Below are 16,634 nucleotides of genomic sequence, written 5' to 3'. Positions count from 1 at the left end.
ATAAAATATTAATAACATCCTGTCAGATTATTAATATTAACTGTTAAGTTACCATCTAAAACCAAAGAGATAAGCGATTCCTGCGCCAAACGCTGTTAAAAAACACGCTGGACAGAGACACGATCCACCATGCCAATTCATGATTTCCCCTCCTTTTTATATGAATTGTTAAGTTAATTTACGTTATGATTATAGACAGGTATAATCATAATGTTCATATTAAGAATATATATGTTTGTTACGCGATAGCAAAGAAGAAAACGGCAACGCATCCGACGAGGACAGCAAGGAGGCATAGAAAAATACCCCCAAATACTTCACCGTCTCTTATCGAATTTATTGCTGCAATTAGTACAACGACAGCTCCAATTCCTGAGAGGATCCCCAAAACAGTGAGAACCGGAGTCCAAATGCTCATAACGAATAAAAGAATGATAACCACCCAAAACCAAAACATTAGGCCACCTTCTTTCTTGAGGTATTATTAAGAATGTATAATACCATTTCCAAAACCGAATTTTTAAGATGTTGTTTTTTGGGGTTCTCCTACCATGACTCCTTTCTTATCATAAGTAACTTTATATTTTTTATCATCTGCACCTATAATCTCGAAATGAACGAGTCCTTGATCATCGTAGGTCATTGTGCTCGGAGAGGAAATGATTTGAAATCCATCCTTTTTTTGGGATGTCCCCCAAAGAACCTCTCCACTACTGGAAATCCATCGATATATATCGGTGGACTGTATGCAAATAATATCATTGGACCATTTTGAAAAGAAAGTAATGTCATCGTGTAATGGATTGGTCTCCATGGTTCCTGTCTGCACTCCATTTGAATTATAAATTTTAGCGCTTTCAAAACTGCCAAATAAACAATAACCACCATCAAATCCTGTGAAGGGATGACGGCCTATACCTTTAACTTCCACGCTGGTTAATATGGTTCCTGTGGTGTCAATAATATCGTAGGTGACATCATTCCGAGCACTTGTATCGACATACATAATAGCTCGTTCATCGGAAAAATCATTTACGCCTTTCCATCGACGATTTATAGGAATGACTAAATCTCCGGATTCGTCAATAAAGCCATATCCATAAGCGGTTTCGTTATAAGTTGAAAGATTTTTCTTTACCCACATAAGCCCATCATGAAAATTTGATCCATGCGATTCGTATTCTTCCAATTTTTCATATAATGGATTTGTGGATGAAGAAGGCATCGAAGATTCCTCTGCATAGACTGCTTCTGAATTACTGGAATTAGCCTTGGTTTCTGGAAGAACCTGCGAATTTTCAATATCAGAGCTTGTAGTACTTTCAGTGTTCACTGAAGAGATAGGAGCCATATTCGTTTGGGAATTGGAGGAAACTGTATTTGTGGGAATTGATCCAGTGTTAGAAGAAATGTTTGCAACTCCGCATGCACATAGTAAAATAAATAAGATAACATTGACAGAGACTATTAACTTTTTCACAATTTATTTCTTCCTCGCTTTCTGAAATTTTTAGTAAGTAATAATATTATAATAGCAGAAAAAACACTTTGTGAAAGACGTTTTACATGAAGTGCAAAGTTAATGTCATGATTAACCAAAACAATCTGGTTGCGAATTTTGGAATCATTCGTTAAAATAAGTCTATATGCGGTTTGTAGATATTTTAGCGGGGAGGGGTGCCTGTGTTGTACATAGCGGTGTGTGACGACCTTGCCCAGGATTTAGCTATTCTCCAGGATGCGGTGGATCAGGTACTGGCGCTTCAGCCGCACCGCATCCTGACGTATGCCAGCGCCCAGGAATTGCTCGATGATCAGGAGCACTGTGAAAAACTGCATATAGCGCTTCTGGATATATCGCTGGCGGAAAAAGAAATGGATGGGATTGCGCTTGCCCGGCACATCAACCAGGAAAATCCTGTATGCAGGATCATATTTGTCACAGGCCATCTCAATTATGCGACAGAGGTGTACAGCGCAAATCATGTGTATTTTATATTGAAAACGGAACTGAAAGCAAGATTGCCCGAAGCGATCGAAAAGGCAAAGGACACGTATGTGCAGGGGTCTTCCAAATTGACCGTGTACCAGAAAGAGGGGAAAATATTTCTGTCCCTTGGCGACATTATGTACATGGAACGCATATCGCGGAAGACATTCATCCATTGTAAACAGGAGAAAATTGTTGAGACTTCGGAGAATCTGGACGGATTGATAGAAAGGTCGTCCTCCTTTGCCTTTATCCGCTGTCACCGGAGTTACGTGGTCAATGCCGCATATGTTGACCGCTGTTTAAGGACGGAAGCTTACCTGAGCAACGGCCAGAGGATCGCTGTCGGCAGAAAATACTATGACAACATGAAGAAAAGCATGTTAAAATTTGCGGGGGATGTTTTAGTATGAAAATGAGGGGCTTGGGAGCAAGAGCTGTATCAGGTCCACTGGAAATCTATTTGGCTGCCGAAGTGATCCTGCTGATTATGCGGACAACCTATTATGTCTCGGTCCTGACGCCAAAGCGCCGGAAACCAGCAACCTTCTTGTTGGCGATGCTTGGCGGTTTAGTCATCTGCTTTTTGGCGGCCTTGTTTTATGAATATCTGTGGTTAAAACAGGCACTTTATCTTTCGTTGGGTTTTCTGCTTTTGACACTGCTTTTCAGAGATAAATGGAATAAAAGATTGTTTGTTGTTTTTTCCGACGATATTATGATAGGATTGTCGGAAACCGCCGTCTCTGTATGGGTCATAGGATCATCGGAAAACGCGCTTGGAGGAGTCGCAGAAAATTCTGAAACTGCATTCTATTTCCATTTGCTGATGTGTTGCTGTTTAGCGGTACTATATTACTTAATGTCCATGTTTCTCAATCGAAAGGTTCATTCCCTGGATCAAAGGAGCTTTGCCTATTTCAGCATTTTCCCTTTAAGCCAGTTGATCCTGCTGGCCTTCTTTCACACGATGCTTATAAATGGAGACCCCCTTTATACCGAAAAATACAGACTGTTTTTGCTGATAGCGGTAGCGGGCTGCTTTGTAGCGGACTTTTCTCTTTTAAAGGTCATCCAGAGCGTTGCAAGGAAAAAGGAGCTGGAGGTTCAAAATCACTATTTGCAGGAGGAAAAGACCTTGCAAAAACAGCATTATATGGAGCTGCAAATAGAAGAACAGGCGGTCAAAAAACTGCGGCACGATATTGTCAATCACATGTATACCATCCATACGCTGCTGGAGAAAAACCAAGCGGACTATGCAAATGCGTACGCGCAAAAACTGGAGAAGAAGTATCAAAAAAGTACCGGCATCAGTTATTGTGAAAACTGGATTGTCGACGCTGTTCTGTATAGTAAAATCAGGAAAGCACATTCGTCAGGTATTCAGACGGCTGTGGACGTGTCTGTTGCCCGGGATTCGGCAATCGACGATTTGGATTTAATGTGCGTGTTTTCCAATTTGCTGGATAACGCAATAGAAGCGAATGAGGAAGAAGCGGTCGAGGACAAGTATCTTTCTATAACCGCGCAGAATAACGCGGGGTTTTTGGTTATCAAGGTAGAGAATTCCTGTGATCCTACCGCAAAGCCCAAAAGCAAGGAAGGGAAATATCACCGTCTTGGGTTGAAAATAGTGAAAGAGATGGCGGAAAAATATGACGGCGCTCTGGAGTTGATCCAAAGGGGAAATACTTATATTACGTTGGTGTCAATGAGGGAAGCAATAATAGACTGATCAGTTTTGAGTAGTAATGACCGTGAATCAAGGGGAACAATTATGTTTGATTTGGAAGAGATAACAAGTACATCTTTTTTAATTGCAGTAATTGGGAATGCTACAATGGCTATGATCAGAGCGGTATATTACGGCTATGTTCTAACGCCCAAGACCCACAAATCAGTTATACTGGGATTACAAAGTCTTTTTCTTTTTCTTTTAAGCTGCAGTGTTCTGGCCATTTACGACAACCTCTTACTGAAGCAAGCACTGGGTTTGTTTTTTGTAATATCATTTGTTTTTTTCCTTTTTTCTGATAGCTTTGGGAAAAAGGTATTTGCTGTTCTCACGGATAGTATCGTATTAGGCTTATCAGAGCTTACCGTTGTTATGACTTCATCAATAACTGGAATTACGATCAGGTATATAGAAAAAAATCCTCAATATATGATTTTAATGATTTCGTTTGATTGTTGTATTATGGCGATATTATACTATTTGACAGGAATCTTCATTAAGAGAAATACACATTCAATTAATTTGAAAATGTTTGTATGTTTTAGTGTTTTTCCTTTAAGCCAGTTGATATTGATGGTGGTTATCTATGCTACAGGCGATAAGCTTATGAAGGCGTATCCTGCGTATGTAGATCAATATGTTCCTATCATAATGTTGGGTACGATCATTTGCTTTACAGCAGATTTCCTTCTTCTAAAAGTCATTCAAAGTGTTACAAGAAAAAAAGAGCTGGAGGTTCAAAATTATTATTTGAAAGAAGAACAGGAACTGCAAAAGCAGCATTACATGGAGATGCAAATAGAAGAACAAACTGTAAAAAAATTGCGGCATGACATTGTCAACCACATGTATACCATCCGTACGCTGCTGGAGAAAAACCAGGCGGACCATGCAAACGCTTATGCGCAGGAGCTGGAGAAGAAATATCAGAAAAGCACTGGCATCAGTTATTGTGAAAACTGGATTGTCGACGCCGTCTTGTATGATAAAATCCGGAAAGCGCATTCGTTGGGGATTCAGACGGTGGTGGACGTGTCTGTTGCCCGGGATTCGCCTATTGACGATTTAGATTTAATGTGCGTGTTTTCCAATTTGCTGGATAACGCGATAGAAGCAAATGAGGGAGAAGTTGTCAAAGACAAGTATCTTTCCATAACGGCGCAGAATAACGCAGGTTTCTTGGTTATCAAGGTGGAAAATTCCTGTGATTCCACCGCGAAGCCCAAAAGCAAGGAAGGGAAATATCACCGTCTTGGGTTGAAAATAGTGAAAGAGATGGCGGAAAAATATGACGGCGCTTTGGAATTAATCTCAAAGGAGGATATTTATATTACATTAGTGTCAATGAGGGAATCAGAATAAATGACGGCGTTTAAAGACAAAGGTTAAATTTTTTATATGATCACAATTTGTTGATTTTCTGAGATCATGTGGTACAATATATGGTATGCCACGGCGGAGCAAAGGAAACAGACCCCCACAGGGGCCGCCGGCCAAACAGATAAGTGATACGGAAGGATGACATCCCATGGGAGTTTCAGAAAATGCCAGACTGGTGCTGGAAAAACGATATTTGATCCGGGACGCGGAGGGCAACACCGTGGAGACGGTAGACGGCATGTTCCAGCGTGTGGCGGGCGCGATTGCCTCGGCGGACCTGCTGCACGATAAAAACGCGGATGTGGAGCAGACGAAAAAAACATTTTATGACCTGATGACCAATTTGGAGTTCCTGCCGAACTCTCCCACGCTGATGAATGCGGGCCGCCCGTTGGGGCAGCTCTCCGCGTGCTTTGTGCTGCCGGTGGAGGACAGCATGGACGCGATCTTCGAGGCGATCAAACAGGCCGCGCTGATTCACAAGAGCGGCGGCGGCACGGGTTTTTCTTTCTCGCGATTGCGTCAAAAGGGCAGTACCGTCAACTCGACCGGCGGTGTGGCGTCCGGGCCGATCAGCTTTATGAAGGTGTTCAATATGGCGACGGAGGCTGTCAAACAGGGCGGCACCCGGCGCGGGGCCAATATGGGAATCCTGCGCGTGGACCATCCGGATATCCTGGAGTTTATCGACTGCAAGAGCAGCAACGCGGAGATCACCAATTTCAATATTTCCGTCGGCCTGACGGAGGCATTCATGAACGCGGTTGAGACCGGCGGCGACTATGAGCTGGTGGACCCGCACACCCGGCAGGTGGTGAAGAAGCTGCGCGCGCGGGATGTGTTTGATCGGATTGTGGACGCGGCGTGGCGCAATGGCGAACCGGGTATCATCTTCCTGGACCGCCTCAATCGAGACAATATTGTGCCGTCCCAGGGGGAGATTGAATCCACCAACCCCTGCGGTGAGCAGCCGCTGCTGCCGTACGAGTCCTGCAATCTGGGATCCATCAACCTGACCCGGATGCTGAAGGAGCAGGGCGGTACATATGCGTTCGAATGGGAGAAGCTGGAGCGCACCGTCAAACTGGCGGTGCATTTCCTGGACAATGTGATTGATGTCAACAAATACCCGCTGGACAGCATCGACTTTGTGACCAAGCAGACGCGCAAAATCGGACTGGGCGTAATGGGCTGGGCGGACAGCCTGCTGTTGATGGGCATCCCCTACAATTCCGATGAGGCGGTTACCCTGGGTGAAAAAGTGATGAAGTTTATCACGGCCTGCGGGCGTGAGGAGAGCGCGGCCCTTGCGGTGCAGCGCGGCGCGTTTCCGCTGTTTGAAGAGAGCATCCTGCCGCAGGAGACGCCCCAGCGCAACGGGACCATCACGACCATCGCGCCCACGGGCACCCTCTCCATCATTGCGGGCTGTTCCTCCGGTGTGGAGCCGGTATTCGGCTACGTCTATATCCGCAATATCATGGACGGCATGGAGATGGTGGAGGTCAATCCCATCCTGCGGGCGGAGCTGGAAAAGCGCGGCCTGTATTCCGACGAACTGATGAAGCGGATTGTAAAAGAGGGAACCATTGCGCACATAGAAGAGCTGCCGGAGGATCTGCGCCGTGTATTCGTATCCGCGCACGATATCAGTCCGGAAGACCATATCTGTATGCAGGCGGCGTTTCAGCGCGGCACGGATAACGCGGTTTCCAAAACGGTTAATTTCTGTCACGATGCAACGCGGAAAGAAGTGGCGGAGGTGTACAGTTTGGCATTCCATCTGGGCTGCAAGGGTGTCACCATCTACCGCGACGGCAGCCGCAGCGAGCAGGTGCTGAACATCGGCAAGGTCAAAAAGGACGGGGAAGCCGAATCCGGGGAGCCGTCGGGTCCGATTGTGCCGCGCCCGCGCCCGGATCTGGTGCAGGGGATTACGGAGCGCGTGCAGATTGGCTGCGGCAACCTGTATATCACCGTGAATTACGACGACAAGGGCATCTGTGAGGTGTTCACCAACACCGGCAAGGCCGGAGGCTGCCCGTCCCAGAGCGAGGCGACGGCCCGCCTGGTCTCCATTTCTCTGCGCAGCGGGATCGATGTGAAGACCATTATCAACCAGCTGCGCGGGATCCGCTGCCCGTCGACCATCCGGCAGCCGGGGCTGAAATGCACTTCTTGCCCAGATGCGATTGCCCGGGTGATCGAAAAGGTGTGGAAGCAGCAGGTGGAGCTGGGAAACTGGAAGGAATTTGCCGCGCCCGCGCCGCAGCCGCGCGGCAAGGTCGACATCGCGGGCCGGATGCATTTCTGCCCGGAGTGCGGCGAAAAGTTGGAGCACGAGGGCGGCTGTGTGACCTGCCGCCAGTGCGGATATTCGCATTGCTCTTAAACGGGACCTCCGGTCGGCTCGCACCTACGGCGAGGATCATTTTCATCTTGCAGGTAATGGTCAAAACGTGTTTTTCCGCTTTTCTGAAAAGCGGCGGAATCAAAGGGCAGAGGACTTCCAGTCGGGACGCGCCTCCGGCGATGGTCGTTTAGAGCGTCGAGCGAGGCTTTAGCCTCAAGCGAGCGTCCCGACCGGAGGTCAAGAGCGAGTGGGAACGAGTGATATGGTTCTTTATAGACCTTTTGTGCTTCCGGGTGGGTTTCTGGGATCGTTGCAGAATGCAAACGGGTAACGGCCCCTTGGTTTATTTCAATAAGAGGCTGTTTCACAATTGGAGGGTACACAAAATTCGGCTGGATCAGAGCGATCCAGCCAATTTTTTTGCAATCATGCCTTGTGATACAGTCCCTTATTCTTCTTTTAATACACGAATATAATTTTTAACCAGTTCGATTTTCTGTCCCGATAAATCGCTGACATCCACCGTCTTCTCAACAATGCCGTAAAACCTTGAGATTGGCACATGAAAAAATCTCGCCAGCTTCACCAGATTTTGCTGCGAGATATTTGTTCTTTGACTTTCATAGTTTGCAATTGTTGACTGTGGGATTCCCACCGTTTCAGCCAGATCTTTCTGAGAGAGCCGTTGTGCGGTTCTCAATGTATACAGGGCTTGGCTAAATGTTGGATAGGCCATGAATGGTAACCCCTTTCCAACAATCTGACAGTGGCGGAATACGAGTGGTAATAGAGTGATTGTAAATTGTTTTGTTCAAGTCTCTATCTTCAGAGGAAAGCAGCCGTTCCCTATCTTTGAAATCACCCATCGGTACCCACCTTTCTGCTTTATATATGAATCATTATATTACCGCAGGAACTTGAAAACAATTCACATAAGTTAGCTAAGGTTCATGTACTTATTAAGCTTAGGAAAGGCGGCCTGGATGTGGGAAAGTCTATCATAGGGGGGGAAAACAGCTACCTGGCCGGAAAACAAAAAGAAGCCGCCCTGAAACAGCTTCTGCAAGCTGTTTCAGGGCGGCTCTTTTGCGCAAAGGGCTATTTTATCAGGGACTTTGTATCGGCCGGAATGTTTAGCTTAACAAAATGGACTTCGCGGTGATCACGCCATTTTCATCGCGGCTGAACTGGACGGCGATACGCTTGCCGTCGTTTTCAAACTCGTGCGGGAATTCCGAGGGGCCGGTCTGCCCTTCCGCGAAGAGCATGGAGGGGTCGATGGCGACTTCCGCTCCGTCAAAGCTGTAATGCGCCATACCAAGTTCGTCATAGGTGACTTCTTTTTCAGAGCCGGGGATGACCGTGCCGTTGGCAAGCTCTGCTTCCCAGTCGGCATCTGATTGGCTTTCCGGTTCGGGCTCTTCCGGCGGACTCAACAGGGCGTCCAGATAGGCGTCCGCCTTTTCAGGATCGGCCTTGGATACGTCTAGAGGAAGGTCGAACAGCGCGCACGCGCCGTTGTAGGAGGGATTGGCGCGCACTTCGCCGCTCGATTCGTCGTAATCAAAGGCGTTGGTGTCGTAAAAGCTGCTGGTGCTGACGCAGAGATACAATCCCCGGTCCGCGAACATCTCAATGCCGTCGCATTCGATCAGGCGGTATAATACGCCGTCGCTGACAATTTCCTGATAGCCGCCGTTCATGGAAGCAATGTTGACCTGCCACGGCTTCTGGCCCTTGATCAGGGGAGAGACAAAGAACGGCGGGTCGCCATAATTCTCATCCTGTGAGCTGGGCATGGCGGAACCGTCCTGTCTGGCGATGGAGAACACCGCATAGGTGCGGTCCGATTGCAGATAATCCGCTGAGCTGGCGAAATCGCTCAGCCCTTCCCCTGTGACAATACCGTGCAGGGTAAAATGATAGTCTCCGGAATCAATGCTTTTGTTGATGGCGACGGCGTCTTCGCTTTCAAATGCCGCGGCGAGGGCGGTGTTGCCGGTTGCCTTTTCTGCGGCGTCCCTTGCGGACAGCAGCCGCCACGAGGCGAAGGCCGTCAGGGAAAGCGCCAGAATGAGCGCCGCCGCCAGCGCGACGGACAGGAATCGTTTATGGTTGGATGTAGACATCGTTTTTCTCTCCTTTATCCGGTCAATGGTCGTTTGATTCAGGGCTTTGGAAGGGACCTGAGCCGGGGAAAGGGCCTGCCGCAGCAGACGGTCCAAATCATGCTCGTTCATATTGTCTGGCCTCCAAATCTTGTTTCATCGCTTTGCGAGCGTGGTGCAGCCTGCTTTTGACCGTCCCTTGGGGGATGTGCAGCGCGGAAGCGATCTGTTCCACGGACAGGTCCGCCGTGTAATACAGGTACAGGGGGACCCGGTACCGTTCCGGCAGATTGTCCGCCGCGCGCCACACCCATTCGCAGAGCTCATGCGAAAGAACGATCTCCTCCGGAGTGAGTTCGTCGGTGCAGACGCAGTCGGTTTCCTCGCTCAGCGCTTCCGTCGGCGCGATCCGCTGCCGGCGTGCCAATTTGCGGCGGCGGTCCTTCCACAGGCGCAGTGTGATGGAAAACAGGAATCCCTTCGGGTTGCCGTCCGGGTCGATTCGCTGACGCAGCTCGGTCGCCTTCAGGAAGGTTTCCTGGTACAGGTCGTCCGCGTCGGACTGGTTTTTTGTCAATTGCCAGCAGAAGCTGTAGATGGCTTTGCCGTACAGCTCAATGCATTGGCTCAATTCGGTACAATTCAAATCGTCCATCCTTTCCGAATGGGAATCCTTGTTTAGGGGAGGTTGGTCCCCGCGGCCCTTCACCCTGTAATGGACGCAGAGAGAAAAGCGGTTCACAGTTTTCTGAAAAAGTTCGGTTGACTTTTAAAGGAGCAGCGTGTAAAGTTAACATAAAAACGAAGCTGTTTCGTTGAAAGGGGCGAGAGCGTATGGCGAAGAGGCCCATTGTTACCCTGTTTTTGATGACCTCGGTGGATGGAAAAATCAGCACGGGCGCCTCCGATTTACTGGATGTCGACCGGGACTTTTCCACGCTGGACGGTGTAAAGGAAGGCCTGCATCAGTACTACGAACTTGAGGCGCAGACGGATTTGTGGTCTCTCAACACCGGCAGGGTGATGCAGAAAATCGGCGTCAATGAACGGACGGAAGCGCCGGAGCCGATGGGCGTATCCTTTGTGATTGTGGACAACCGTCCGCATCTCGATCAGAACGGGGTTTCCTATCTATGTCGGTGGGTGCGGAATCTGGTTTTGGTTACCACAAACCGGGAACATCCCGCGTTTTCCATCCAGGAGAAAAACCTGCGGATCATTTATCAGGAAAACCTGCATTTAACACAGCTTTTGGAGCAGCTGGCGGAGGAACACAACGTGGAGCGGCTGACGGTACAGTCCGGCGGGACGCTGAACGGGCTGTTCTTGCGGGAAAAGCTGCTGGATTATGTCAATATCGTGGTGGCGCCGGTTTTAATCGGCGGGAAGGACACCTCGTCTTTAATCGACGGCCCTTCCATTACGGAACGGTCTCAGCTGGACCGCCTGGGTGTTTTACAATTGGAACGGTGCGAAGTGCTGGCGCATTCTTACCTGCACCTGTGTTACCGGGTTGTCCGTTAAAATGAAAAAGGAGGCCTCCCCTATGTCGACCTATCGGGAAATTGACCTGCAAACCTGGAAGCGCGCGCTGCACTGTCAGGTGTTTCGGAACAGCGCACAACCGCAGTACGGCGTGAGCTTCGAGCTGGATATTGCAAACTTTTTGCCCAAAATCCGGGAAAAAGGGCTGTCGTTCACCTTTTCACTGATCCATACCGTCACAAAATGCGCCAACTCCATTGAGGAGTTTCGCTATCGCTTTGAGGACGGCAAGGTGGTCCTGTACGATCAGATCCACACATCGTTCACCTACCTGAACCCGGAAACGGAGCTGTTCAAGGTCGTCAATGTGGAAATGCGGGACAGTCTGGAAGAATACGCGGCCCTCGCTGCGGAGACGGAGCGGAACCAGGCCTGCTATTTCCCGGAGACTGCGATGCGCAGCGACGTGTACCAGTTCTCGCCGTTCCCGTGGGTGTCCTTTACTCACATTTCCCACACCGATTCCGGCAAGAAGGACAGCGCGACCCCGCTGTTTGACTGGGGAAAGTATTTTGAGCGGGATGGGAAAATTTTGCTTCCGTTCTCTGTACAGGTGCATCATTCCTTCGTGGATGGCATCCATATCGGGAAGCTGGCGGAGGCCCTGCAACATGCGTTGGACACCATCTGATTCTGATGTTAAGAATAGCCGCGTTTTACCGGTTTCTGCGTGTTTTCCGGTTGCCCGGTCGAAAAGGATTTTTTGTTGTGTTCAGCGGACTGGTTGTACAACAGATTTTATAGATAAGATAAAGGGGGAGATTGTACAATGCTCATAAGAAATGAAGTAGCGTCTGATTATAGAGAAGTGGAAGAACTGACCAGGAAGGCTTTTTGGAATCTCTATGTTCCCGGATGTATCGAGCATTATCTTGTGCATATCATGCGCAATCATAAAGATTTTTTGCCTGCGCTTGATTTGGTAATGGAATGCGATCACTCTATTATAGCAAATATCATGTACACAAAAGCAAGGCTTGTTGATGAAAAAGGAAAGGAAAAGTCGGTTTTAACCTTTGGACCACTCAGTGTGCTGCCCGCCTATCAGCGAAAAGGCTATGGTAAAAAATTATTGGAATATTCCTTTCAAAAAGCAGTGGAACTGGGCTATGACGCCATTGTAATCCTCGGAAACCCCGAAAACTATATCAGCAGCGGTTTTAAAAGCAGCAAGCGTTATAATATTTGCACCGGTGACAAGATCTTTCCCACCGCTTTACTGGTAAAGGAACTTTGTGAGGGGGCAATTCCAAAGGGAAACTGGACGTTTCAGGAGAGTCCTGTTTTTGAATTTGATCCCCAAGCCGCCGAGGCGTTTGATCAAACATTTGAAAAACTTGAGAAGAAATATCAGGTAAGTCAGGAGCTTTTTTATATATACAGCCATTCACAAGTGTTTTAAACAGAGGGTATGGGCACTTTACAGAACCGTGTCGTTATAGGATTAAAGAAAATGCCCGTTTCATGCGGGCTTGCAGGGCTGTCTCAGGCGGATAAGGAAAACTCGACAAATCGGAAATCGTAAAGGTGATAAAATGAACATGATAGAATTAGCTAAAAAAGAGGAAGCAGAATTGTGTGGCGAAATCCTTAATAATGGGAGAAAATTTCAACAAGAACAAGGCTTTGTTCAGTGGACAGAGGATTATCCTAATATAGATACAGTTTACAAAGATATTGAAACTGAAAAGGGATATGTCATTAAAATAGATGGAAAAATTGCTGGGTATATGTGCATCGATTTTTCTGGCGAACCAGCTTACGCAGATATTAAAGGCGCATGGAGTATCGAAAAGGAGTATGCGGTAGTGCATCGTATGGCTTTTAGTAAAGAATTTATCGGTATTGGATTAGCGGACATAGCATTTGGACTCATTGAAAAAGTTTGTCATAATAGAAAAGTTCCGTATATTCGTATTGATACCGATTTTCCCAATAAGCGAATGCAACACATTCTTGAAAAAAATGGTTTTGTTAAATGTGGTGTAGTCGTTTTTCAAGGTAGTGAGAAAATTGCCTATGATAAGTTGTTATAAAATTAAATAAAATCCAGTTTATCGGACTGATTCAGAGGCGCCTTATTGAGCATAAGGCGCACTTCTTTTTAGCCGTTCTTAATGGTGGCAGGCAGGGCACAACGGCAGAAAGATTTTTGTTGTGTTCAAAAGTGGAAAAGAACAACCGCCCGCGGCTGTATCGCTGCGGGCGGTTGTTTTTTTACGCTTCGGCTTCCTCCAGCAGGTTCCGGTATTCCTGTACTTTATCGAGAAACTCCTGCCAGCGCCCGGTGTCGCGGATGGTTTCCGGGCAGTTCTTTTCCATAAAATCCGCGTGCTGCTTGACGTCTTTCAGGTCCAGATGGTAGGTGTCCAGCAGATAGGCGGTCAACCGCGCGCCATTGTCGAAGGTCTTTTCAAAATCGCCGTCCGCGTTGACGCAGAGCTCCACGCCGATGCCGCCCATATTGCCGCCGCCACGCGTGCGTTTGTCCCCGGCGTGCCAGGCGATCTCATCGTCCGGGATGTGGTGGTAAATCTCGTGGTCGTCCACCGTGTAATGCCAGGAGGTCGTCCCGCTGTTGCCGCTGAGCAGGTAGGCGCTGTGGCTTTGGGCGCCGGAGCCCTCGGAAGCGTTGCCCGTCTCGTGGATCACGACATATTGCACTGCGCGCTTGTCGCCGGGGCGCGCGGGCAGGGTTTCCGGGACCAGCTCCGTATGTACCGGGATGCCGAATACTTCCTCCGGAAACACAGGGTCCACCGGCGGGCGGCTTTGGAAGGAAAAGGTGACGATACAAAAAGCCGCCGCGATCACAATAAAAAGCGCAATGGGAACCGCGATGGCCCATCTGCGCCACGCGGCTCCCCGAAAATCATTCCAGTAATGCAAATTGCAGGACTCCTCTAGTATTCAATTCCCCTGCGGGCGGAAATCCCCGCGTCGTAGGGATGCCTGATCTTTTGAATTTCGGAAACGTAGTCCGCCAGCCGTACAATTGATTCCGGCGGGTTGCGCCCGGTGAGGACAAGTTCCAGCTCCGGCGGTTTGTGTGCGAGGAAATCGAGCACTTCCGATTCCTTCAACATGCCGGTGGACAACGCGCCGAAGCATTCATCCAGTACCAGCAGGTCGCACGAACCCGCGTTTGCCGCCGTCCGCGCCTCTTGCAGCATCCGCGCGCATTTTTCGGCGGTCTCCTGCTTTTCCGTATCGTTCATCTGGAAGGTGAATTTCACAAGCTTTTGCGGAGGGATTTCCGAAAAGCCGGGGAGTTGGCGCAGCACGTTCAACTCGCTGGAGGAGCCGTCCTTCAAAAACTGGCCCAGCAGGACGCGCTTTCCCGCGCCGCAGGCCCGCACGATCAACCCCATGGCCGCCGTGGTTTTGCCCTTGCCGTCCCCACAATAGAGATGCAGCAGTCCTTTTTCCATAGGAACCTCCTGAAAGGCTTGGCGCGGTTCCAGCCGGTAAAATCAACTGAAACCGCCCTAACCCAGTTGTTTCAATTCTTTTGTTGAGATGGAATAGCGGTACGCCGTCCCATCGGACGTGGTCAGGAACAGGTGATCCGAAGCAGGATAGAGCCGGCGGAAATCCTCCGCGCCGTCCCACACCTGGGAGATCGCGCCGCGGTTCAAGTCGAGCGCGTAGAGGCTGTTTCCCTCCGTGGAATGCGCGTCCGGGCCCAGCATAAAGTAGACGACATCGCCCAGCAGGGCAATATTGGAGATCGCCGCTTCGCCGGTGAGCCGTTCGCCGCCGGAGCCGTCCGTCTGAATCGAACAGAGGTAATTCTCCGCGTCCAGGTAGAGCAGCTCGTTTTTCCATACATAGAACGGTTCGGCGGTTGTGTTGCTGGAAAGCCAGCGCGCCACACCACCGTTCGCGTTCAGCGCGTAGAACCCGCCTCCGGAGAGGGAATAGTAGAGGGTATTGCCGCTCAGCACAGCCTGGGAAACCGTTCCGCCCGCGGTTTTGCCGTCCGCGGAAAACAGGATTTTTTCCGTTTTTCCATCTGTCGAAACGCGCAGGATCGTGTAGGGAAGCGTTTCCTTCCACGGCTCGCTGCTGTTGGCGTACAAATATAAATATGCGCCGCTTCTTCCAAATAGATGCACGGTAAATTTTTGATTGGGGAGAAGCGCTTCGCTGCTGAAGTCGCGCAGTAATGCGGCGTTTTTGCCGTTTGTGACATGGTACAGCTTGTTCGCGGCGGTGTAGTAAAAGCTGTCGGGAGCTGCAAGCAGGCTGTCCGCACCGGCAATTCCGGTGTCGGTCAGAACTGACCCGTTCCAAAACTGAATCGTTTTTCCGCCCGGCTGGTATCCAAAGGCGGAGCCGCTGGCGGAAGCGAGCGGGGCCTCCAGACGGAGCGCCGCACCGATTAGGGGCATGGCGTCGTTCTGCACGGGGGCCTGCGGTTTGACACCCCTTGCGGCGGGGGGCGGGACTTCAGAAGAGCCGCCTGCCGAACGATATTCCACGGATGGGCCGGATTCCAAAGCGGATTGTTCCTCCTTTGGTTCCGCTGTTCCGCCATCCAGCTGGTCGCCGGCCTCCTGCGTAAATTCCTTGCGGTTTTCGGTTGCGTCGTTCGCGCTTTTTTCCGGGGTAATCTTTCCGGAGTATAACTCGACCCCCGGCGCGGAGTAAAAGGACGTTCCGTCCAGCTCCTCCTGGGTGTCCGGAAGCGCTTCCATTCTGGCCATTTCCGGTGTGGCCATCGGCGCGGATTCGTTCAGCCCCATCGGCAGAATAAACAGTGTGCTCAGGACGAAGACGAATAACAGTGCAAAACAGACCTGTGCGGCGGGCCGCCGGTAAAGCGGCTTTGCCTTCCAGGCGTCGCGTGCCGCCTGGCGCTCCTGTAATTGGGCGGCTTTTTGCTCCGCCAGTTCCAGCGTGCGGCGTTCAAAATCCTGCGGCAGGGAAAGGTGGTCCATCGCCGCGCGATAGGTTTCCCGGTTGTCAATCTGGTCAAATGCGTCAGGCTTCATCGTCAAATCCTCCTTTCAACGCACTTTTTAAGGCCGTGCGCCCACGCGCCAGCCAGGTGCCCACCGTAGCGGGCTTTTTATGCAGAAGGTCGGCAATCTCGTTGATGCTGTATCCTTCATAATAATAGAGGTGAATGGCGTTGCGGTAATTTTTGGGCAGCTTTAAAACCTCTTCCAGTACGCCGGTTTCTTCCTTCGGCATGTAGCTCAGGTCCTCGGAAAGGCCCTCCGTCCGCTTATTCCAAAAGCTCTTGGCGTGGTTGCGGCATCGGTTGATGGTGACGCGGATCAGCCACGCCTTTTCGTGCTCCTCGCTCTCAAATTGAGGCTGCTTGGTCAGCACGCTCAGGAAGACGTCCTGTGCGATGTCCTGCGCGTCCTGCATGTTCTTCACGTTGGCGAACGCGACGCGCAGCACCATAGCGGAATACTTTTGCAGCAGCTCCGGGAATTCCGGAAATGCCTGCTCCAATTTTTCCACACTGGCGTCCTCCTCTCTATGTATGATACAAATCAATCGGCC

Annotated in this window: 16 protein-coding genes; 8 read left to right on the top strand and 8 right to left on the bottom strand. The window is 49.8% G+C overall.

Annotated elements, in window-relative coordinates; genetic code table 11:
- Nucleotides 1–520: 520 nt before the first annotated feature.
- Nucleotides 521–1,480 carry a WG repeat-containing protein gene (locus BN2106_RS14545; RefSeq protein WP_154666548.1) on the bottom strand — a complete coding sequence of 320 codons (960 nt, stop codon included), beginning with the start codon at nt 1,478–1,480 and terminating at the stop codon, nt 521–523.
- Between the two features lie 203 nt (nt 1,481–1,683).
- Between BN2106_RS14545 and BN2106_RS14540 the strand changes: the two genes are divergently transcribed.
- The 4 genes from BN2106_RS14540 (at nt 1,684) to BN2106_RS14525 (ending at nt 7,500) form a co-directional block, all read left to right on the top strand.
- Nucleotides 1,684–2,403: a LytR/AlgR family response regulator transcription factor gene (locus BN2106_RS14540; RefSeq protein WP_050699272.1), complete on the top strand. Its 720-nt coding sequence runs from the start codon at nt 1,684–1,686 to the stop codon at nt 2,401–2,403.
- 605 nt (nt 2,404–3,008) lie between these two features.
- Nucleotides 3,009–3,728 carry a sensor histidine kinase gene (locus tag BN2106_RS16545; protein ID WP_195891855.1) on the top strand — a complete coding sequence of 240 codons (720 nt, stop codon included), beginning with the start codon at nt 3,009–3,011 and terminating at the stop codon, nt 3,726–3,728.
- Nucleotides 3,729–3,770: 42 nt separating this feature from the next.
- Complete coding sequence (locus BN2106_RS15850; RefSeq protein ID WP_082236529.1) at nt 3,771–5,090, top strand: sensor histidine kinase; 1,320 nt, start codon at nt 3,771–3,773, stop codon at nt 5,088–5,090.
- A gap of 166 nt (nt 5,091–5,256) precedes the next feature.
- Nucleotides 5,257–7,500, top strand: coding sequence for a vitamin B12-dependent ribonucleotide reductase (locus BN2106_RS14525; protein WP_050699269.1), 2,244 nt, complete (start codon nt 5,257–5,259; stop codon nt 7,498–7,500).
- A gap of 409 nt (nt 7,501–7,909) precedes the next feature.
- On the opposite strand, the gene BN2106_RS14520 is transcribed toward BN2106_RS14525, so the two are convergent.
- The 3 genes from BN2106_RS14520 to BN2106_RS14510 all read right to left on the bottom strand — a co-directional run bounded on the left by BN2106_RS14520 (nt 7,910) and on the right by BN2106_RS14510 (nt 10,215).
- A complete protein-coding gene (locus BN2106_RS14520; RefSeq protein WP_050699268.1) occupies nt 7,910–8,197 on the bottom strand; it encodes a helix-turn-helix domain-containing protein in 288 nt (95 codons plus the stop codon).
- A 397-nt stretch (nt 8,198–8,594) separates the two neighbouring features.
- Nucleotides 8,595–9,701, bottom strand: a complete 1,107-nt coding sequence (locus BN2106_RS14515) for a hypothetical protein (RefSeq protein ID WP_050699267.1) — start codon at nt 9,699–9,701, stop codon at nt 8,595–8,597.
- A complete protein-coding gene (locus tag BN2106_RS14510; RefSeq protein WP_195891854.1) occupies nt 9,688–10,215 on the bottom strand; it encodes an RNA polymerase sigma factor in 528 nt (175 codons plus the stop codon). The genes BN2106_RS14515 and BN2106_RS14510 overlap by 14 nt, the downstream gene beginning before the upstream one ends.
- Nucleotides 10,216–10,403: 188 nt before the next feature.
- Here BN2106_RS14510 and BN2106_RS14505 point away from each other — a divergent pair, with 188 nt between their 5' ends.
- The 4 genes from BN2106_RS14505 to BN2106_RS14490 all read left to right on the top strand — a co-directional run bounded on the left by BN2106_RS14505 (nt 10,404) and on the right by BN2106_RS14490 (nt 13,150).
- Complete coding sequence (locus tag BN2106_RS14505; protein WP_050699265.1) at nt 10,404–11,093, top strand: dihydrofolate reductase family protein; 690 nt, start codon at nt 10,404–10,406, stop codon at nt 11,091–11,093.
- A 22-nt stretch (nt 11,094–11,115) separates the two neighbouring features.
- The gene (locus BN2106_RS14500) at nt 11,116–11,745 is read left to right on the top strand and encodes a CatA-like O-acetyltransferase (RefSeq protein ID WP_050699264.1); all 630 of its coding nucleotides are present in this window, start codon (nt 11,116–11,118) and stop codon (nt 11,743–11,745) included.
- A gap of 138 nt (nt 11,746–11,883) precedes the next feature.
- Nucleotides 11,884–12,516 (top strand): GNAT family N-acetyltransferase, encoded by a 633-nt coding sequence (locus BN2106_RS14495; protein WP_050699263.1) that lies wholly within the window; start codon nt 11,884–11,886, stop codon nt 12,514–12,516.
- A gap of 133 nt (nt 12,517–12,649) precedes the next feature.
- Nucleotides 12,650–13,150, top strand: coding sequence for a GNAT family N-acetyltransferase (locus BN2106_RS14490; protein ID WP_074017530.1), 501 nt, complete (start codon nt 12,650–12,652; stop codon nt 13,148–13,150).
- Nucleotides 13,151–13,331: 181 nt separating this feature from the next.
- Here BN2106_RS14490 and BN2106_RS14485 read toward each other — a convergent pair whose 3' ends face one another.
- From BN2106_RS14485 to BN2106_RS14470, 4 genes are read right to left on the bottom strand one after another with little or no spacing between them, the layout of a single operon-like run.
- Entirely contained in the window at nt 13,332–14,003 is a 672-nt protein-coding gene (locus BN2106_RS14485) for a peptidoglycan recognition protein family protein (protein ID WP_050699262.1), read from the bottom strand.
- Nucleotides 14,004–14,017: 14 nt separating this feature from the next.
- Nucleotides 14,018–14,545, bottom strand: a complete 528-nt coding sequence (locus BN2106_RS14480; RefSeq protein WP_050699261.1) for a cob(I)yrinic acid a,c-diamide adenosyltransferase — start codon at nt 14,543–14,545, stop codon at nt 14,018–14,020.
- Nucleotides 14,546–14,602: 57 nt separating this feature from the next.
- Nucleotides 14,603–16,111, bottom strand: a complete 1,509-nt coding sequence (locus BN2106_RS14475) for a DUF5050 domain-containing protein (RefSeq protein WP_050699260.1) — start codon at nt 16,109–16,111, stop codon at nt 14,603–14,605.
- Nucleotides 16,101–16,592 carry an RNA polymerase sigma factor gene (locus BN2106_RS14470; RefSeq protein ID WP_074017529.1) on the bottom strand — a complete coding sequence of 164 codons (492 nt, stop codon included), beginning with the start codon at nt 16,590–16,592 and terminating at the stop codon, nt 16,101–16,103. The genes BN2106_RS14475 and BN2106_RS14470 overlap by 11 nt, the downstream gene beginning before the upstream one ends.
- Between the last annotated feature and the right edge of the window lie 42 nt (nt 16,593–16,634).

Origin of the sequence: Anaeromassilibacillus senegalensis, from assembly GCF_001261775.1 — a bacterium.
Lineage (GTDB): Bacteria > Bacillota > Clostridia > Oscillospirales > Acutalibacteraceae > Anaeromassilibacillus > Anaeromassilibacillus senegalensis.
The sequence above is the reverse complement of the archived record's forward strand: the minus strand, read 5'-3'. Positions and strand labels throughout refer to the sequence as shown.